This is a genomic window from Solirubrobacter deserti (assembly GCF_027587175.1).
In the GTDB taxonomy this organism is placed as follows: Bacteria; Actinomycetota; Thermoleophilia; order Solirubrobacterales; family Solirubrobacteraceae; genus Solirubrobacter; species Solirubrobacter deserti.
The window spans coordinates 130,770-148,895 of record NZ_JAPCID010000002.1 but is presented as its reverse complement, the minus strand read 5'-3'; the positions used below and the strand labels follow the sequence as shown (position 1 = coordinate 148,895).

18 protein-coding genes and 1 pseudogene are annotated in these 18,126 nt (G+C 72.2%); 5 read left to right on the top strand and 14 right to left on the bottom strand.

All coding sequences use genetic code 11. From position 1 onward, the window contains the following. Positions 1 to 35: 35 nt before the first annotated feature. Positions 36 to 1,238 carry a PhoX family protein gene (locus OJ962_RS01890; protein WP_407697481.1) on the bottom strand — a complete coding sequence of 401 codons (1,203 nt, stop codon included), beginning with the start codon at positions 1,236 to 1,238 and terminating at the stop codon, positions 36 to 38. Next, positions 1,238 to 2,236: pseudogene (locus tag OJ962_RS01885) on the bottom strand (PhoX family protein); the annotation flags it as partial. The gene OJ962_RS01890 and the pseudogene OJ962_RS01885, both read right to left, overlap by 1 nt. A 115-nt stretch (positions 2,237 to 2,351) precedes the next feature. On the opposite strand from OJ962_RS01885, the gene OJ962_RS01880 reads away from it, so the two are divergent. Beyond that, positions 2,352 to 3,935: a protein kinase domain-containing protein gene (locus tag OJ962_RS01880; protein ID WP_270006145.1), complete on the top strand. Its 1,584-nt coding sequence runs from the start codon at positions 2,352 to 2,354 to the stop codon at positions 3,933 to 3,935. Here the strand turns inward: OJ962_RS01880 and OJ962_RS01875 are convergent. Next, on the bottom strand, positions 3,905 to 4,834 hold the full coding sequence (locus OJ962_RS01875) for an AraC family transcriptional regulator (protein ID WP_202953161.1): 930 nt from the start codon (positions 4,832 to 4,834) through the stop codon (positions 3,905 to 3,907). The two genes, OJ962_RS01880 and OJ962_RS01875, sit on opposite strands and share 31 nt — an antisense overlap. Positions 4,835 to 4,909: 75 nt before the next feature. Here OJ962_RS01875 and OJ962_RS01870 point away from each other — a divergent pair, with 75 nt between their 5' ends. Further along, complete coding sequence (locus OJ962_RS01870; protein ID WP_202953160.1) at positions 4,910 to 5,770, top strand: NmrA family NAD(P)-binding protein; 861 nt, start codon at positions 4,910 to 4,912, stop codon at positions 5,768 to 5,770. On the opposite strand, the gene OJ962_RS01865 is transcribed toward OJ962_RS01870, so the two are convergent. Beyond that, on the bottom strand, positions 5,707 to 6,462 hold the full coding sequence (locus tag OJ962_RS01865) for a peptide ligase PGM1-related protein (protein ID WP_202953159.1): 756 nt from the start codon (positions 6,460 to 6,462) through the stop codon (positions 5,707 to 5,709). The two genes, OJ962_RS01870 and OJ962_RS01865, sit on opposite strands and share 64 nt — an antisense overlap. Before the next feature lie 61 nt (positions 6,463 to 6,523). Here OJ962_RS01865 and OJ962_RS01860 point away from each other — a divergent pair, with 61 nt between their 5' ends. Together OJ962_RS01860 and OJ962_RS01855 are read left to right on the top strand one after the other, a co-directional pair. Further along, entirely contained in the window at positions 6,524 to 6,658 is a 135-nt protein-coding gene (locus OJ962_RS01860) for a hypothetical protein (RefSeq protein ID WP_255525662.1), read from the top strand. A 15-nt stretch (positions 6,659 to 6,673) separates the two neighbouring features. Continuing rightward, positions 6,674 to 7,588, top strand: a complete 915-nt coding sequence (locus tag OJ962_RS01855; RefSeq protein WP_202953158.1) for a cation diffusion facilitator family transporter — start codon at positions 6,674 to 6,676, stop codon at positions 7,586 to 7,588. Here OJ962_RS01855 and OJ962_RS01850 read toward each other — a convergent pair. Continuing rightward, positions 7,585 to 8,049: a GNAT family N-acetyltransferase gene (locus tag OJ962_RS01850; protein ID WP_202953157.1), complete on the bottom strand. Its 465-nt coding sequence runs from the start codon at positions 8,047 to 8,049 to the stop codon at positions 7,585 to 7,587. The two genes, OJ962_RS01855 and OJ962_RS01850, sit on opposite strands and share 4 nt — an antisense overlap. A gap of 14 nt (positions 8,050 to 8,063) precedes the next feature. Between OJ962_RS01850 and OJ962_RS01845 the strand changes: the two genes are divergently transcribed. Next, positions 8,064 to 9,230 carry an MFS transporter gene (locus OJ962_RS01845; RefSeq protein WP_202953156.1) on the top strand — a complete coding sequence of 389 codons (1,167 nt, stop codon included), beginning with the start codon at positions 8,064 to 8,066 and terminating at the stop codon, positions 9,228 to 9,230. On the opposite strand, the gene OJ962_RS01840 is transcribed toward OJ962_RS01845, so the two are convergent. The 9 genes from OJ962_RS01840 to OJ962_RS01800 all read right to left on the bottom strand — a co-directional run bounded on the left by OJ962_RS01840 (position 9,208) and on the right by OJ962_RS01800 (position 18,083). Further along, positions 9,208 to 9,738 (bottom strand): hypothetical protein, encoded by a 531-nt coding sequence (locus OJ962_RS01840; RefSeq protein WP_202953155.1) that lies wholly within the window; start codon positions 9,736 to 9,738, stop codon positions 9,208 to 9,210. The two genes, OJ962_RS01845 and OJ962_RS01840, sit on opposite strands and share 23 nt — an antisense overlap. Further along, positions 9,735 to 10,466, bottom strand: coding sequence for a hypothetical protein (locus OJ962_RS01835; RefSeq protein ID WP_202953154.1), 732 nt, complete (start codon positions 10,464 to 10,466; stop codon positions 9,735 to 9,737). Before OJ962_RS01835 ends, OJ962_RS01840 begins: the two co-directional genes overlap by 4 nt. A 73-nt stretch (positions 10,467 to 10,539) precedes the next feature. Beyond that, positions 10,540 to 11,712, bottom strand: coding sequence for a glycosyltransferase family 4 protein (locus OJ962_RS01830; RefSeq protein ID WP_202953153.1), 1,173 nt, complete (start codon positions 11,710 to 11,712; stop codon positions 10,540 to 10,542). Further along, positions 11,678 to 12,034 (bottom strand): hypothetical protein, encoded by a 357-nt coding sequence (locus tag OJ962_RS01825; RefSeq protein WP_202953152.1) that lies wholly within the window; start codon positions 12,032 to 12,034, stop codon positions 11,678 to 11,680. Before OJ962_RS01825 ends, OJ962_RS01830 begins: the two co-directional genes overlap by 35 nt. Beyond that, positions 12,031 to 12,792 carry a hypothetical protein gene (locus tag OJ962_RS01820; RefSeq protein WP_202953151.1) on the bottom strand — a complete coding sequence of 254 codons (762 nt, stop codon included), beginning with the start codon at positions 12,790 to 12,792 and terminating at the stop codon, positions 12,031 to 12,033. The genes OJ962_RS01825 and OJ962_RS01820 overlap by 4 nt, the downstream gene beginning before the upstream one ends. Continuing rightward, on the bottom strand, positions 12,777 to 13,904 hold the full coding sequence (locus OJ962_RS01815; protein WP_202953150.1) for a glycosyltransferase family 4 protein: 1,128 nt from the start codon (positions 13,902 to 13,904) through the stop codon (positions 12,777 to 12,779). Before OJ962_RS01815 ends, OJ962_RS01820 begins: the two co-directional genes overlap by 16 nt. A 52-nt stretch (positions 13,905 to 13,956) precedes the next feature. After that, complete coding sequence (locus tag OJ962_RS01810; RefSeq protein WP_202953149.1) at positions 13,957 to 15,438, bottom strand: phytoene desaturase family protein; 1,482 nt, start codon at positions 15,436 to 15,438, stop codon at positions 13,957 to 13,959. Further along, on the bottom strand, positions 15,435 to 16,502 hold the full coding sequence (locus tag OJ962_RS01805) for a hypothetical protein (protein WP_202953148.1): 1,068 nt from the start codon (positions 16,500 to 16,502) through the stop codon (positions 15,435 to 15,437). Before OJ962_RS01805 ends, OJ962_RS01810 begins: the two co-directional genes overlap by 4 nt. 120 nt (positions 16,503 to 16,622) lie before the next feature. Then, entirely contained in the window at positions 16,623 to 18,083 is a 1,461-nt protein-coding gene (locus OJ962_RS01800; RefSeq protein WP_202953147.1) for an APC family permease, read from the bottom strand. Between the last annotated feature and the right edge of the window lie 43 nt (positions 18,084 to 18,126).

Genomic DNA, 18,126 nt, shown 5'->3' with positions numbered 1-18,126 from the left:
GGCGGCGCGCCAACACGCGCCGCCACGCCGGACGGCTAGGAGCGGCGGAAGGACAGCCGCTTGGTACGCGTCGACTTGTTGCCCGCCGCGTCCGTCGCGGTCACGGCCAGCGACGCCGGGACCGTGCGCTCGCGGCGCAGCAGCACGCGCAGCGCGGCGGCCGGGCGCAGACGCACCGTGATCTCGCCCGGCGCCGTGACGCGCTGGGTGACGCGGGCGAGCCGGCGCGGCTTGCCACGGCGGCCCTTGCGCGTGGTGAGCTGGCCGTAGAGCGTGACGATCAGCGTCGACGGCTCGTCCACCCGCAGCTTGAACGACGTGCCGCGGCTGCCGATCAGCGTCGCCAGGCTCTGGCGGCCGGCCGAGACGAACGAGATGTACGTCGGCGACTTGTCCGCGCCGGGCGGGGGCGGGATGACGTTGCCGCCGCCGGGCGGGGGCTCCTGGCCGGGCGGGATCTTGGAGATCGCCACCAGCGACGGGACGGGGGTCGAGGGGTTCTGGCCCGTGGTCTTGTTGCCCTTCGGCCAGTACGAGCTGTAGGTCGTGACGTTGCCGTACACGCCGCCGTTGTTCACGGACGGGGTCTCCTCGCCCGGGTGCTGGACGTTGACGAACAGCGTCTGCTCGTCCGGCGTGAAGTACGGACCGGTGCCCTCGGCCTCGACCGGCATGTTGGCGAACCGGAACGCGACGCCGGCGTTCGGACCCGTGCGGGGGACCATGTAGACGGCGTTGTTCTGATGGAAGCGCACGCGCTGGGCGGTCGTCGTGCGGTCGTTGTTGAGCGCGCTCGAGGAGACGTCGGTGACGACCCAGAGGTTGCCGGCCTTGTCGAAGACGAGGTTGTCCGGTGACGAGAAGCCCTGCTCACCCGGCTCGGGACGGCCGGTCGGGCCGCCCGCGGACCAGTCCTCCCAGGTGAACTGCGCGCCGGCGCCGACCGAGGCCGGGTCGTTGTTCGCCTCGCGCAGGCGCCGGATCGACCCGTGGGTGTCGTTGACGGTGCTGTTGTTGGTCAGCGCGATGTAGACGGTGCCGTCCTCGTCGACCTCGACGTCCTCAGGCCGGTTGGTCGCGTAGTGCGTGTCGAACTCGCTGTTGCCGACTGCGGCCCGGATGCGAGCCTGGGTGTCGACGAGCTCACCCTCCTGGACCTCGCGCCAGTAACCGGTGCCGCTCGTCTCGCTCGTGAGGTTGAAGTTCCCGTCGAAGGTGCGCCGGCTCTGCGGTCCCAGCGCGCGATGTAGAGCGTCCCGGACTCGAGGATGCGCAGGTTCTCCTCGCGCCGCCCGGGGCGGTAGGGCAGGTCGGAGACGAACTTGTAGACGCCGCCGTTGTTGACGTCGTCACCCATGTAGAGCACGAACGGCTTGTTCGCCAGCGCGCGGAAGGCCGTGTTCTCGTGCCGGAAGCGCCCCAGCGCGGTGTGCTTGCGGCCCACGAAGCTCGGGTCGTACGGGTCGTGCTCGCACACCCAACCGTACTTGGCCGGCTGGGCCGACGCATCCGAGCCGTTGCCGTTGATGTAGTCGGTCGTGCCGGTGCGGGCCTGGTCCCAGCCGTAGCCGAGGTAGTCCTGGTAGTTCTCCTCGCAGCTGAGCGCCGTGCCCCAGGGCGTGATGCCGCCCGAGCAGTTCGCCAGCGAGCCGCTCGCGGTCGCGCCGATGCCCGGGTAGGCCGGGTTGTTCGCCAGCGGTCCCGTGAAGTTCAGGGTCGGGCCCCCGCCGGTGATGCGGCGGTTGTAGCGTGACGGGGACACGACGGACCACGTGCCGTCCGCGGCGCGGCGGACGTGCAGGACCGAGTTGCCGACCGACCCGCGTTCGATCTCGACCTGCGCGGCGGTCTTCGCCGGGGCCGAGGTCACGCCGTGCTGGAAGAACGGCGCGGGGTACTCGTGGTTGATGAACAGCAGCCCCTCGCTGGACCCGTTGAGCGGGAAGTAGGCGAGGAAGTCGTTGTTGTAGCCGTACGTGATGACCGTGCCGTCCTCGTTGGCCACCTGGTCGCCGTAGCCGATGATCACCTGCGCGCGGTAGCCCGCCGGGACCTCGAACGCATCGGCCGAGGAGGCCGCGATGGCGCGGAAGGCCGAGAAGTCGCTCGGCGTGGCGCTCTGGGCAAGTGCCGTCGCGGTGTCCAGGTAGCCGGTACGGTCCAGGGCGACCGCGGCCACAGTCGATGCGCCCGCGGAGGCTATGCCCCGGATGAAGGAACGGCGAGTCGAGTCCATCCCGGGACCCTGGACCGCTTGCCGTTGCGAATCGTGAACGAGTTGTAACGCCCTATCTACTACAGAGGATCGTTGACCGGTGTCTGACGCCGCGCCTACCGTTGGGCGCTACGAAGTGCTACGGGTCCTGGGCGAGGGCGGGATGGCGATCGTCCACCTGGCGCGACAGCCGGACCTGCAGCGGCTCGTCGCGCTGAAGGAGCTGCGGGCGCTGCGCGGGGAGGACGTCCAGCGCTTCCTGCGCGAGGCGCGGCTGGCCGGGTCGCTCAGCGATCCGCACATCGTGACGGTGTTCGAGTACTTCGAGCACGCCGGCGTCCCGTTCCTGGCCATGGAGCACCTCGAGCGCGGCTCGCTGCGGCCGTTCGTCGGCCACCTGGACCTGCCGCAGATCGCGGGCGTGCTCGAGAGCGTGCTCGCGGGGCTGATGGCGGCCGAGCAGGCCGGGATCGTCCATCGCGACCTCAAGCCCGAGAACGTGCTTGTGAGCGCGGACGGACGCGTGAAGGTCGCCGACTTCGGGATCGCCAAGGCCACTGACGCCGTCGGCGCGGGCACGCTGAAGACGTCCACGGGGATGATGATCGGCACGCCGGCCTACATGGCGCCCGAGCAGGCGCTGGGCAAGGACGTCGGCCCGTGGACCGACCTCTACAGCACGGGCTGCCTCGCGTACGAGCTGCTGACGGGGCGGCGCCCGTTCCACGACGTCGAGGCACCGGTGGCGGTCCTGATGCGGCACGCCAGGGACCCGACCCCGCCCGTGCAACACGCCGCCCCCGGGCTGGCGGCGGGGGTGGCGGGGAGGGCGGAGAAGGCCCGCCGGCAGCGCCCGCCGTCGGCGGCGGCCGCCTGGGACGCGCTCGAGGAGATCGTCGTCGACGTCCTCGGCCCGCGCTGGCGCCGTGACGCGCGGCTGCTCAACCACCCCGGCGAGGTGCTGGTCGTGGACGAGACGGCGCCCGCGCTGCCGGTCACGGCCACGCCCTACGCGCCGCCGCCGCCGGACCTTCCGCCGGGTCCGCTCGCGCCGCACGTGGACCCGGGCCGCGTGCACGGGACGCCGGCCGAGCGCGCCGGCCCGCGCCGGTGGCCGTTCGTGGCCGCCGCGCTCGCGGTGATCGCGGCGGTCGTGGTCGTCGTGGTGCTGCTCGGAGGCGGCGGGGAGGAGCCCGTCGACGACCTGGCGACCAACGGCTCGTTCGAGCAGGGCACCAGCGGCTGGGTGGCGTTCCAGTCGACGATGGTGGTCGAGGCCGCCGACGGCGCGCGAGACGGCAGCCAGGTCGCGCGCGTGACGTCGAACGTGGACGGCGATCAGTACGCGGTCGACGACGAGCCCGACTCGGTCGTCGAAGGGTCGGTGAAGGGCCGGCACTACACCGCGAGCGCCTGGGTCAGGGCGACCGAGTCGACGGAGGGCAAGCCGGTGTGCATCGCGATCCGCGAGTGGAAGCCCGGCACGGACGCCGGCTCGGCCGCGACCGCCGAGGGCAAGGTGACGCTGACGGGCTCCTTCCAGCGCGTGTCCGCCAGCTACGTCGCCACCGCGGACGGCAACACGATCGACGTCCACGTGTACCGCTGGGCCGACGACGTCGTGGCCGGCGAGGCCTTCCAGGTCGACTCGATCGTGCTCGAGTCCGACGACGCGGGCGGGCCGAACGATCAGCTGGTGGCCGAGGCCAGGTGCGCCTGAGCGCGCCACTTGCCGGGCGCGAGACCGTGGTGGCGCTTGAACGCGGCGGCGAACGAGAACTCGGACGCGTAGCCCAGGGCGGAGGCGACGGCGGCGATCTGGTCTTCGGAGTCGCGCAGCTGCTCGCGGGCGAGCGCCATCCGCCAGCTCGTGACGTACGTGAGCGGCGCGACGCCGAGCGCTGCGCTGAAGCGGCGGGCGAACGCCGCGCGTGACAGCGTGGCCTCGGCGGCGAGCGACTCGACCGTCCAGGGGTGGTCCGGCCGGGCGTGCACCGCGCGCAGCGCCGGGCCGAGCTGCGGATCGGCGGATGCGCGGTACCACGCCGGCGCGTCCTCCCGCATCGCCGTGAAGTGCTCGCGCAGCGCCTGGACGAGCGCGACGTCCAGCAGCCGGTCGAGCAGCGTCTGCTGGCCCGGCTCGTCGGTGTCCATCTCGCGCGCGAGCAGGTCGAGCGTCGTACGCAGGGCGCTGCCCGCCGCGGGCCGCAGGCGGATCGTGTCCGGCAGCCGGCGCAGCAGCTCGTCGCACAGGTCGCCCTCGAACATGTAGGCGCCGCAGAAGAACTCGGCCGGGTCGCCTTCCGTGCCGCTCGCGTACCGGCGCTCGGACACGCGGGTGTCCGCGAGGAAGTCGTCGAGCGGCGTCAGCGCCGCGTCCGGCGAGGTCGCCAGGCAGTGGTCGAGCCCGCCGCGCACGAGCGCGATGTCGCCCGAGATCAGCCGCTCGCAGCGCGTCCGGTCGTCCGTCCACAGGAACAGCTCGCCCTCCACGACGGCGTGCACGGCGAGCCCGGCGACCGCGTCGAACGCGAGCCCGAACGGACCGCGGATGACGGAGTGCGAAAAGCACGCGCCGCGGGCGCGTGCGCGCTCCAGCATGTCTGTCACCAAGTCCACGAGGCGAGACGATCGCATATCTGAGAGAGCGGATCAAGCATGGATCATCTCGATTCTGTGCGGTGAACTGCACGTATGAGCACGATTCTGGTTCTCGGGGGCACCGGCAAGACCGGTCGCCGCATCGCTCCTCGCCTGCGCGCCGCGGGCGCGACGGTCCGCACGGCTGCGCGCAAGAACGCCGACGTGCGCTTCGACTGGCACGACCCCTCGACCTACGACGCCGCGCTCGCCGGCGCGGCCGCCGTCTACGTCGTCGCGCCCGACTTCGACCTCGGCTACGTCGGGTACGCGGTGCAGCTGTTCGACCGGTCCGAGGCCGCCGGCGTCCGCCACGTCACGTTCCTCAGCGCCCGTGGCGTCGAGCTCGCGCCGCCGGAGAACGCCCATCGCGCCGTCGAGCTCGAGCTCGGCCGCCGGACCGCGTTCACCCACTCGATCCTGCGCCCCGGCTGGTTCATGCAGGACTTCGACGAGTTCTTCTTCGCGCCCACGATCGTCAGCGACGGCATCGTCGTCGCGCCCACCGGCGACGGCGCGGAGGCCTTCATCCACGCCGACGACATCGCCGACGTCGCGGCGGCGACGCTGCTGGACCCGGACGCGCACGCCGGCGCCGAGTACACGCTGGCCGGGCCGGAGGCGCTCTCGTTCGCGCAGGTGGCGGAAAAGATCACCGCGGCGTCGGGCCGCGCGGTCCGTCACGTCGACCCGTCGCCGGAGGCGTGGCGCGACGACCTGATGGCCAACGGCGTCCCGGCCGACTACGCCCAGCTGCTGGCCGACCTCACCGGGCTGATCCGCGCGAGCGCGAACGGCCCGACGGACGACGTCGAGCGCGTCACCGGACGCCCGCCGCGGTCGTTCGACGCCTACGCCGCCGAGCGCAACGTCGTCGCCGCGTGGACGGCGGCGAGCGCGCCCGCGCCCGCGTAGAAGCACTGCTCGGCCTCCGTGCGCGCGTTGCCGAGCGCGACCAGGCTCAGCTCGCCCGTGTCCGCGAGCGACTCCAGCCCGTACAGCACCACGCCCGCGCGCGCGATCGGGTTCCAGGCGGCCCCGGACGCGCGCAGGGCCGCGACGGCCTCACGCCAGTCGCCGTCGAAGAAGACGGTGCCGGCGCGGAAGGCGTTCGCGCGCAGGGCGAGCAGCGTCGCGTGCGCGTGCTCCTCCGGCTGGTCGCTCGGCCCGATCGCGGCGGCGGCTTGGTCGAAGTCGAGCGCGAAGGCGCCGGTGAAGCCGTTCGCCGCCACCCGCGCGCCCGTGCGCGCGCCGTGGCGGTAGAGCTCGTCGATGTAGGCCGCGCCGGAGGACAGCCGCGTGCCGCCGTCCGGGAGCCGGTCGTGCGCGGACAGCACCTGCACCGAGTGGTCGGCCCGCACGCGGACGCGCACGGTGGCCGCGGGGTCGGCGTCCGCGGGGGCGAGCGGGACGCGAGCCGCCCGCAGGTCGTTGAGGGAGACGACCGCGGGCTCCGGCTCGTATACGCTCTCGACGATCCGGTCTCCCGCCCCGACACCGATCAGCTCGAGGTAGTAGGAGATCAGCGCCGGCTCGACCGGTCCGGGCACCGCGACCTGAGCCGAGGGGTGGCTGAGCTCGAGGAGGCGGTGCAGCGGATGGGTCATGCCGGGTAGCGTACCGATAAACCCGACCGGGTTTCCACTATTTCCTCCCAGGAGGTCGAGTATGTCGGTCACCGCCGCGATCGAAGCCAACGAGCAAGCCATCGGCACCGAGGCGGGCAACGCCCACTGCCCGGTGCTCGACCTGTTCCGCAACGCGACGCCGGTGGAGCCCCGCCTGGCGGTCAGCACCGCGTAGCTAGCATCGTGCGCCATGGCGCACGATCATGGGCACGGGCATGGTCACAGCCACGGGCCGTCCGCGGACGCGGATCGCCGGTGGCTGACCGTCGCCCTGCTGCTGATCGTCTCGTTCATGGTCGTCGAGGTCGTCGTCGGTCTGATCGCGTCCTCGCTCGCGCTGCTCTCGGACGCCGCGCACATGCTCACCGACGCGGGGGCGATCGCGCTCGCGCTGGTGGCGGCCGGGCTGGCCGCGCGGCCGCCTACGCGCCGCTTCACGTTCGGGCTGGGACGGGCCGAGATCCTCGCGGCCCAGGCGAACGGCGCGACGCTGCTCGTGCTCGCCGGCGTGCTCGCGCTCGAGTCCGTGCGGCGGCTGTTCGAGCCGCCGGAGGTCGAGGGCGGGCTCGTGATCGTCGTCGGCGTGCTCGGCGCGCTGGTGAACATCGCATCGGCGTGGGCGCTCTCGCGCTCCGAGCGCCGTGGGCTCAACGTCGAAGGGGCCATGGCGCACGTGCTGATGGACCTCTACGGCTCGGTCGCGGCCGTGATCGCGGGCGTGGTCATCGTGTTGACGGGCTTCGGGGAGGCGGACGGCATCGCGGCGCTGCTCGTGTCCGCGCTGATGGTGCGCTCAGGCTGGCGGCTGCTGCGCGACTCGGGCCGGATCCTGCTCGAGGGCACGCCGAAGGACATCGACATCAACGAGGTCGGCACCGCGCTCGCCCGCGCGGACGGCGTCGTCGAGGTGCACGACCTGCACGTGTGGGAGGTCACGTCCGGCTTCCCGGCGCTCGCCGCGCACGTCCTCGTCCGCGAGGGCGACGACTGCCACGGCCGCCGGCGTCAGCTCGAGTCCTTGCTGCACGAGCGCTTCGGCATCGATCACACGACGCTCCAGGTCGACCACCAGCACCCGGACCGGCTGCTGACGCTGGGCGCCTAGTGCAGCGCGCGCGTCATGAACGTGCACGCCGGGTGGGGCGTGTAGTTCCCGAACGGCTCGCATTCGGAGAAGCCCGCCCGCGCGTACAGCGTCCGCGCCGGCACCCACTCGGGGCCCGACCCGGTCTCCAGGCTCACGCGCGCGTACCCGCGCTCGCGCGCCACGGCGAGCAGATGGGCGACGAGCGCCCGGCCGACGCCCCGCCCGCGTGCGGCCTCCGCGGTGTGCATCGACTTCAGCTCGGCGTGCGTGTCGTCGAGGTGCTTGAGCGCGGCGACGCCGAGCAGCTCGCCGTCGCCGGCGCGGAAGCTGTAGAGCGTCACGGCGGCGTCGGTGAGCTCGTCGGCCGCCAGGGAGAAGTCGTCGTCGGGCCCGGTGTGGGCACGGATGAACGCCAGGTGGCTCGTCAGGAGGGCGTGCACGTCGTCGGCGTGCGGGTCGTCGGGAGCGATCTGCGACATGGGTGGCGGCCAGTATGAGCCCCGAGTCCGCCGCCGTCCGCGCCGTCTACGCGGCGTTCGTCGTCAACGGCTTCGCGTTCGCGAGCTGGGCGTCGCGGATCCCGCAGGTCAAGGCGCAGCTCGAGTTGAGCGCGGCCGAGCTCGGCTTCGTCCTGTTCGCGATCGCGGTCGGCTCGGTGGTCGGGCTGCCGCTCTCGGGGCCGATCATCCACCGCTTCGGCTCCCGCCGCTGCGTGGCCGTGGGCAGCGCGCTGAGCGGGACGGCGCTGGTGGGCGTCGCCCTGAGCCTGGACGTCGGCGTGATCCCGGTGGTCCTCGGGCTGGTGCTGACCGGCTACGGGATGGCGAGCTGGGACGTGGCCATGAACGTCCAGGGCGCGCTGGTCGAGCAGCGGATCGGGCGGGCGATCATGCCCCGCTTTCACGCCGGGTTCAGCTTCGGCACCGTCGGCGGCGCGCTCGGCGGTGTGGCGATGGTCGCGCTCGACGTGCCCGTCTCCGTGCACCTCGCCGTGGTCGGCGCGGCGGTGGCGGTGGGGCTGCCGCTGGCCGTGCGGGCGTTCCTGCCCGACCGCGAGGACGAGGACGAGGCGCCGAGCTACGGCTTCCGCGCCTGGAAGGAGCCGCGGACGCTGCTGGTCGGCGTGTTCGTGCTGGCGTTCGCGTTCGCCGAGGGCGCCGGCAACGACTGGATCGGCGTCGCGCTGATCGAGGACCACGGCGCAGCCGACGCGATCGGGACGCTCGGGCTCGCCGCCTTTCTGACGGCGATGACCGCCGTGCGCTGGGTCGGCCCGGGGCTGCTCGAGCGCCACGGGCGCGTGAAGATCGTCCGCGGCCTGGCGGTGCTGTCGGTGATCGGGCTGGGCTTGTTCTGCTTCGGGCCGAGCACGGGCGTCGCGATCGCCGGCGCCGTGCTGTGGGGCGCCGGCCTCGCGCTTGGATTCCCGGTGGGGATGAGCGCCGGGGCCGATGACCCCGCGCTCGCCGCGGCGCGGGTGAGCGTCGTCTCCTCGATCGCCTACTGCGCGTTCCTGGCCGGGCCGCCGCTGCTCGGCGTGCTCGGCGAGCACAGCAGCGTCTCGCGCGCGCTGATCGCGGTGATCGCGCTGCTCGGGCTGGCCGCGTTGATTGCGGGCGCCGTGCGCCCGCTCGCGACTAGCTCGACGACCCCGCGATGATCGCGACGATGATGAACAACCACAAGAGGGCCCAGAACACGAGCCCGAGCGCGATGAACACCCAGTCGATCGTCTGCATCGGCGCGTTGGTCGCCTGACCGTTCGTGGCCGCGCGGTGCGCCTGGTTCATCCGCGACTGCACGATCGGGAAGGTGAAGATCCCGGGGAAGCCGAGGATCAGCGTGAGGATGAAGAACAGCACCATGGGGAAGTCCTCCGAGCGCGCGCGCTTGCAGTACTCCTCGATGTCCTTCCAGGCCAGTAACCACATCACGTAGTTCGCGATCGGCACGACGTACATCACCGTGCGGAACGCCGGTGACGGCGCCGGGTTGTTGACCTTGTTGGAGACCTCGCGGGTGGTGTGGTAGATCCACGCGAAGGCCCACAGCCCGCCGCTCACGAGCAGCAGGAGAAAGCACCGCCCGACGCTGCGGATCACCCGCGTGTCGTGGAACCCCGGAGGCGGCTGCTGCTGATCGTAGTAGCCCGGCATCGGTGCGCTCATGCGCGGATCATTGCAGCGCGGGCGTACTGATCGTCGAGTGCGCGCGGCAGCGGCACCGCGGTGTGCCGGTCCCGATGCGGAGCGGTTTCGTGGATCGCGTTGAAGCCGGCCGCAGTGACGATGTGCTCGGCGTGTACGAGGTGCGGTTCGGCGGGATACACGTCGAGGTGCTTCGGGTGGATCACGAGCGTCTTCCCGCGCGCGTGCGCGAGCAGCTGATCGAGTTCGTGCTCGGGACCGGCGTGCACGACGAGCGTGTGCGGGCCGTCGTGCAGCGCCGCGCCCGGCGCGGCGTGGGGGAGTGTCAGCGGCGTGATCGGGCCGGGCGGCGCGTACGGCAGCGGTTCGAGCGCGTGCACGGCTTGGTAGCGCGGAAGCGGCCCGTCCAGGCGCGGCGCGTACGCGTCCCAGCGCAGCGCGCGGGCGACCAGCCGCGCGCGCGGGAGCTCCAGGCCGCACAGCTCGCCGAGGATCCCGCCGGGGAACGCGTCCACGAGCAGCTCGTCGGGCTGGAGGTCGTCGAGCAACGCGCGCAACCAGGCACGAAACGCGTCCCGGTCCTCGCCGAGCCGGCGGGGGACGGGGATGACGGGCCGCCCGGCGGTCACGCGCGGGTCGCGCGCGTGCTTGGAGGCGGTGAGCAGGACGGCGTCCTCGCGGTCGCCGAGGACCTTGCGCGCGCGAGTGAGATGGCCGAGCCCGCCGCCGAGGGCGTAGTAGAGGATCACGGGCCCGTGGGATTGGGCCGGGCCGAGTGCGCGCGGGAGCGGGGCGGCGCGCCCCGCACGCGGCGGCGGCGCGTCATCGGACCGCCGCGAGGCGCGTCGCGCGCGTCTCGTGCAGCGCCTCGACGTAGGCGGCGATCTCGCGGTCGCCGTCGAGCGTCGTGCGGGCGAGCTCGCGGCACGCTTCGGCCATCCGCTCGCGCCCGGCGGCGTCCAGGCGTGCGGCGCGTTGCAGCGCCCACGCGGCGCGGGGCTCGTCGCCCGGCTCGAACAGGAACGCGGTCTCGCCGTCGGCGAGCACGTCGGCCATGCCGTCCACGCGCGCGGCGATCATCGGGACGCCGAGCGCGGCCGCTTCGACCAGCACGTTCGGGAGCCCGTCATAGAAGGACGGGATCGCCAAGAAGTCGCACGCGGCGTACCAGGGCAGCAGCTCGTAGCGGTCCAGGAACGGCAGCGCCGTGTGCTCGAGCTCGTGCTCGGCCAGCCAGGCCTCCATGTCCGGCGCCATCCAGCCCGCCAGCAGCAGGTGGAAGCGGTCGGCGACGCCGGAGCGCAGCAGCGCGTCGAGCAGGAAGACGCCGCCCTTCTTGGCCTTCAGCTGGCCGAACAGGCCGAGCGTGAGCCGGTCACGGCCCTCCCGCCAGGCGGCGGCGTGCGCGCGGTCGGACGGCGCGAGCGCCCACTCGCGCTCGATCCCGTTGGGAATCCACCGGGTGGTGGTCTCAGGGTGCATGGCCGCGATGCGCTCGACCTTCGAGCGCGAGTTGGCGATCACCAGCGCGCTGCGGCGCAGCGCGTCGTCGAGAACCGGCCGGCGCCGGATCGAGAAGACGGCGGCGTCGAAGTCGTTGCCGCGGATCAGCGTGATCAGCGGCGCCCCGAGCCAGGCGGCGAGCACCGGGCCGGCCATGATCGGGCGCGAGCCGCCGAACGCGACGACGTGCGTGTACGCGACCGGCTGCGCCTGCAGCGTCGCCCACGCCCGGTTGAGCGCGTGCGCCGGGTCGTCCTCCACCGCGCAGCTGAGATAGCGCCCGCCCGCCTGCTCCTCCAGCACCCATGGCCGGAACCCGCGCGCGGTCGGCACGAAGTGCAGGACGTCGACGAGCACGCCCGCGCGGCGCAGCCCGCGGACGATCCGGTCGCACGACTGCGCCATCCCGCCGCGGCTCGGCGGGTACGTCTCGGTCAGCCAGAGGGCGCGGAGCGGTTCAGGAGTCGCCGAAGCCGCCGCCGTCGTCGTCATCGTTGGGGTCGTCGTACCAGCGGTAGTCGGTGTCGCTCCAGTAGGGGTCGCCCGTGCCCCAGTAGACCGGCGAGTAGTCGCCTGTCCGGTACCAGCGGTGGCGGGAGCGGATGGCGTAGCCCGTCGCGTCCTCGTCGAGCGCCGCGTCCTCCTCGCGCTTGGCGGCGCACTCGACGCAGATCCCGGCCTGGGTGATGTGCTCGGGGCAGATGCGGCGCGAGCACACGCTGCAGGTGGCGACCGCGGAGTTCGCGCAGTCGCGCAGCGTGAAGAAGCCGCGCTTGCACGAGCACAGGTCCAGCCCTCCGAACGCGGCGGTCACAGCTTCTTCCTCCGCGCGGGCGCGACGCGCTCGTAGGCGCCCGAGATGAGCTCGATCAGCGACTCCAGCTGCGGGACGGCCTCCATGTTCGGCGCGACCAGCGTGCCGCCCAGCGTCACCTTGGTGTGCTTGTCGGCGGGCTTGAGCTTGACCTTCGGCGCCGCGCGCCCGCCCGCGGTCTTCGCGTACATGCGGTTGGACGCCGTCAGCGTGACCGTCAGCTCCGTCTTCTTCTTGTTCTTGGTCTTGCGCTTGATCTTCCCGCGCGGGTTCTTCTTCTCCTTGAAGGTGGAGCGCACGTGGTCGATCACGGCGAACTGGAGCCGCGACCCGTCGGCGAAGCGGGTGCGGCCCTGAAGCCAGATGTCGTCGTAGAAGGTGTCGACGATCTTGCGGTAGGGCGGCTTCTTGTACGGCGGCGTGCTGCGGGTCGCCTTGCCCGACTGCAGCGGCCCGCTGAGATCGACCCACAGCTCCAGCGGCGCGCCGGGCTCGATGTCCTCGCGCAGGATCGCCAGCAGCGGAAACGCGAACGTCCGCAACCCGTTCGGGACGTCGTTCTTGCGCGCGTAGCGGCGGGCGAAGAAGCCGCCGCCGCCCTGGCGGACCTGATCGGCGTGGCGGTCGTATTCGGCGACCGGCCCGAGCAGCGCGATCCACTCGTCCGGTGTGCGCGCGCCGGAGAAGCGGCGCGTGCGGACGATCTCCTGTTGTTGCGGCGTGAGGGCGTTGAACGCCTGCTTCACGGTGTTGGCCACGCCGGAATCCTCTCACCGTAGGCGGCTTGAAGGCGCGCCACGCTCGCCTCCCACGTGAAGTGGCGCTCGATGTGGGCGCGCGCGGCGGCGCCCATCCGCGCCCGCTCCTCGGGGAAGTCGAGCAGCACGCGGATGGCGCGGGCCAGCTCGCCGGGCCGGTCCGGGGCGACCAGCCGGCCGGTCTCGCCGTCCGTGATGAGCTCGCGGACGGCGGGCAAGTCGGACGCGACGACGGGTACGCCGGCCGCCATCGACTCGAGGATCTTCAGCGGCGCGCAGCCCTGGTGCACGTTGCGCGAGCAGTCGCGCAGCGGCGCGAGGCTCAAGAGCGCGTGGTCGCGCCAGCGCGCGAGCTCCTCCTCGGGCAGGGCGAAGTGCCAGTGGACCTCGACGCCGAGCCGCTCGGCCAGCTTGCGGTACGCCTTGGCGCGTCGCGGGTGCACGGACGCGCAGATCACGAGCGGGAGGCCGAGCCGGGCCACGGCCCGCAACGCGGTGTCCACGCCCTGCCACGGCTGCAGCGCGCCGAAGTAGAGGAGGTAGTCCTGCAGCGGTGGAGGTTCGGCCTGCGGGCGGATGTCCGCGCCGTTGGGGATGACGGTCGCGGGCACGGGCAGCCGGTTCGCCGTCACCTGCGACGGCGTGATGACGATGTCCGCCGCCTCCAGGCAGCGGCGCTCGAGCTCGGCCATCCGGTCGAGGCCGGGGATCGCGGGATACAGGAACGGCAGCTCGATCGAGGGCAGGCCGTTGACCTCGTAGACCGTGGTGAACGATCCGCCGTGCTCGACGATCGGGACGCCGCCCCACGGATCCCGGAAGTGGGCGATCTCGAGGTCGGGGAGGTCTTGCAGCAGCGCGGCCAGGCGCGCCCCGAAGCCCGCGGCGCGCTCGAGCACGTGCTCGGCCTCGCGCATGTAGCGGACGATCTCGACGTTTCCCTCGCGCTGGTACGGCGGCAGCCCGTCACCGCCGAGCACGTACAGCAGCCCGCCGCCGCTGCGCTCGAACAGGGCCCGGGCGAAGCGGTCGATGTGGACGGCGCTGCCCTTGCGCGACGGGAAGCGGTCGAACGCCACGTACAGCGCGCGGTGGGGCAGTGCCGGGATCAATTGGGAACCCAGGACTTGGCGGCGCTGGTCAACGTCCCTGCATGCAGGCTGGTCACTTCAGCGCGGCACGGGCGGCGGCGTCGCCGGGCACGCCGTGGACGGCGCCTCCGGGGAACGTCGCGGCGCTGCCGATGAACAGGCCCTTGAGCGGCGTGGCGTAGGGGGTGAGCTTGGGCAGCGGGCGGAACACGACCTGGTTGAGACGATAGGAGCCGCCGCCGACGTCGCCGCCGATCAGGTTCGCGTTGCGCGCCTCGAGCTCCCGCGGGCCCTGGACGTGGCGGGCGAGGATGCGGTCGCGGAAGCCGGGCGCGAAGCGCTCCACCTGCTTCTCCATACGCTCGGCCATCTCCGGCGTGTCCTTGACCCAGTCCACGCCCTTCTGCGGGCCGTGGGTGTAGGCCCAGGCCGTGTGCTTGCCCTCGGGCGCGCGGGTCGGGTCGGCGAGGCTCTGCTGGCCGAGCAGCAGGAACGGGTTGTCGGACAGGCCGTGGCGGGCCTGGTTGACGGAGTCGAGGAACTCCTGCTCGGAGCCGGCGACGTGCACGGTCCCGGCCCGGTGGACGTCCGGGTTCTCCCACGGGATCGGCCCGTCCAGCGCCCAGTCGACCTTCACCGTGGCCGCGCCGAGCCTGTAGCGGTTGAGCGCCGTGCGGTACCAGGTCGGGAGGTCGGCGAGCTGGGTCAACGCGCTCGGCATCACGTCGCCGATGACGAGGTTCGCGCGGAACTGGTCGTCGGCGGTCTCGACACCGGTGACCTTGCCCTCCGCGCTGGTGATCTTCATGACGCGCGCGTTGCAGCGCAGCTCACCGCCGAGGCTCTTGAAGTAGCTGACGAGCGCGTCGGTGAGCCGCTCCGCGCCGCCTTTCGGGGACGGCCAGCCGACGGCGTGACCGAGCAGGTTGAGGTAGAAGGCGGCGATCGCGGAGCCGTTGCCGTCCGGCGGCGTGTCGCCGTGCATGGCGGCGCCGTACAGCCACGCGCGCGAGCTCGGCTCGTGGAACAGGCGCCGGCCGAGGCCGGTGGCCTTGCCGGGGAGCAGGCGGGCGAAGTCGAGCAGACGGATCGGACCGGCGCCGGCGAGCAGCTTGATCGGGCCGCCGACCGGCGGGAACCCCGACAGCATCGTCGCCCGGACGGCGTCGAAGTTGTCCAGGAACGGCCTGGCGAACTGCGCCCATTTCGGGCCGTCGACCGGGCCGAGGCTCTCGATCGTGCGCTGCAGGTCGCGGTACAGGAGCTTGGCCTCGCCGTTCGGGAGCGGGTGCGCGTAGGCGGCCTCCGGGTGCGACCACTCCAGCCCGTGCTGGGCCAGCGGCATGCGGGCGAAGACGGGGGAGGCGGCGGTGGCGGGATAGACCGAGCTGAACGTGTCGTTGAGGAAGCCGGGCAGCGTCAGCTCCTCGGTGCGGACGGCGCCGCCGGGCGCGTCCGCGGCCTCGAGGATGAGGACCTGGCGCCCGGCTTCGGCGAGGCGGATGGCGGCGGCGAGCCCGTTGGGGCCCGCGCCGATGACGATCGCGTCAGTCACTGGGCTCCGAGGGCGATCGCGATCTGGTGCAGCATGCTGAGCTCCGGCTCGTTGCCGACGCCCCAGAACGCGTGCTGGGCGTCCTTGCCCTGGCTCTGGTAGGCCTTGTCGAGGTGCCAGCTCATCGGGTCCCACGTGCCGGCGGCGCGCGCGTAGGCCTTCCCGTCGAGCGCGTAGAGCACGAGGCGGTTGTGGCCGGAGCCCATGAAGTGGCCGGCGTGCGTCGTGAGGTCGAAGCCGACGAGCGGCTCGCCGCCCTCGGGCACGATCCGCGGCTCGCCGTGCTGCTTCATGCCGGCCTCGAGGCCCTCGAACCAGTTGTGCAGGGCCTTCGGGTCCTCGGGGGTGACCAGCGTCGTGATCGTCACGTAGCCGCGCGTCCACAGCGGGACGGGCTTGTCCGTGCCGGCCGCGACCTCGATCTCGAACGTCTGGTTGAGCAGGCCACCCGGGCGCAGCGGCGTGAAGCGGCCGAGCTCGGACGCGTAGTCGGGCCACGTCTCCGGCTTCGTGAGCGCAGCGATCACGGCTTCCGCGGACGGCATCTCGACCGGGTCGTAGGTGTGCCAGACCTGCTGGTCCAGCGGCGCGGACTCGGCGGTCAGCTCGCCCACCTTGGCCAGCGCGAGGCGGTGGGCGTGGTCGTAGGCGGCCTTGTCCTCGGGGGTCTCGAAGGCGATGCCCCAGCCGCGGCGCTCTGCGTCGGCGTAGGCCTCGGGGAACCAGTCGCCGATCAGGGCGGCGGCGCCGCGCTCGAGCGCCTCGCGGTCCAGCCAGCCCTTGTTGCCGAAGCGCTCGCCGCCGAATGCGCGGTGGAAGGCGGGGAGGTCGGTGACGCGCAGCCGGCGGGTCGGGTCCTTGCGGTACCAGTAGGTCGTCAGGACGCTGAACGCGAGGCGCAAGTCGTCGACCGCGCGCTCCTCGCGGGCCCGGCGGTAGTACGCGGCGTTGAGGAAGTCGGTGACCCAGGGGGCGGCGTCACGGCCCGCGATCGACGAGCCCGCCATCCGGGCGAAGCCGATGGGACCGGGCTGATTGGGGGCGGTGGTCTCGTTCGTCGTCATGGTCTTGATGGTCGTCTGCGAACCGGGCTTCCCCGTCGGGGTCGGCCACAAAGACGTTCCGTAGAAACTACTCGTGATCCTCGGGGCCGATCGTCTTGCCGACGGCGTGGATGACGCCGTCTACGGAGTCGCCCGCATCGTGGTCGCGTCTCCGTACGGTGCGTCGCTGCGCTCGTACGGGCGGGCGAGCAGCATGTAGGCGACGCCGACGGTGGCGACGATCCCGCACCCGAGCACCACGATCCAGTTGTCGTACCAAGCGACCTCGTCGCCGCCGCGCGGCCACGCCAGGTTCAGCGCGCCCGCGACGCCGTAGACGAGGGCGGCGACGTTGACCGGGAAGCCGTAGCGGCCGAGCGTGAACTTGCCGCTCGGGTTCCAGCCACGCGAGCGCGCGATCAGCGCGGCCAGCACGACCATCTGGAACGCGATGTAGATGCCGCAGGACGCGAACGAGATGACCTTCAGCAGCGCGCTCTCGCTGACGATCTCGGCGATCGCCACGACGGCGGCGGGGGTGAGGCAGGCGACGGTGAGCGCGACGGGCGGCACGTGGCGCTCGGGGGAGAAGCGGCTGAGTGCGTCGCTCGCCACGATCATCCGGTCGCGCGCGTACGAGTAGATGAGCCGGCTGGCCGCGGCCTGCAGGCTCAGGATGCAGGACACGAACGAGATCAGCACGACGATCGTGATGATCTTCGAGCCGACGCTGCCGAACACGTCGCTGAACACGGACCCGACCGGGTCCGCGTTCTCGCCGCTGATGATCGCGCTGAAGTTCGGCTGGGCGAGTATCAGCGCGGCCGTGATCAGCAACGCCGCGGCGCCGCCGACGTAGATCGTGCGGCGCATCGCCTTCGGGATCGTGCGGCCGGGGTCGGGCACCTCCTCGGCCACGTCACCGCAGGCCTCGAAGCCGTAGAACAGATACAGGCCGAGCAGGGACGCCGCCAGGAACGCGCCGAGGTAGCTCCCGTCACCCTCGGTCCCGAGCGAGTCGAAGAACACGCTGAAGTCGTGCTGGCGCTCGAACAGCAGCAGCCACAGGCCGACGGCCAGCGCGCCGATGAGCTCGGCGACGAAGCCGGCCATCGCCACGCGGCCGAGCGTCTTCGTCCCGCTCAAGTTGATCAGCAAGCACAGGACCATCAGCGCCGCCGCGATCAACACCGTCGTGGTGCGCGTGGGCGTGAAGCCGAACAGGCTGCCGACGAACACCACCGCGCCCGTGGAGACGGACGCGACGGTGGCGATCAGCGCCCAGCCGTAGATCCAGCCGGTCAGCCAGGCCCAGCGCCGGCCGATCAGCCGTCTTGCCCACGGATAGATCCCGCCCGCGACCGGGAACTGCGCGACGATCTCCGCGAACACGAGCGCCACGAGCAGCTGCCCGATCCCCGCGATCACGATGCTCCAGATCATCGGCGGCCCACCGGCCACGAACCCGAGCGCAAACACGCTGTAGATCCCCACGACCGGCGACAGGTACGTGAACCCGAGCGCGAAGTTCTCCCACAGCCCCATCCGCCGCTCGAAGCGGCTCTCGTAGCCCAGCTCCTTCAACCGTGCGGCGTCGTCCATGGCGCGGAAACATTTCACGCTTTCCGGACGGACTTGTGACATT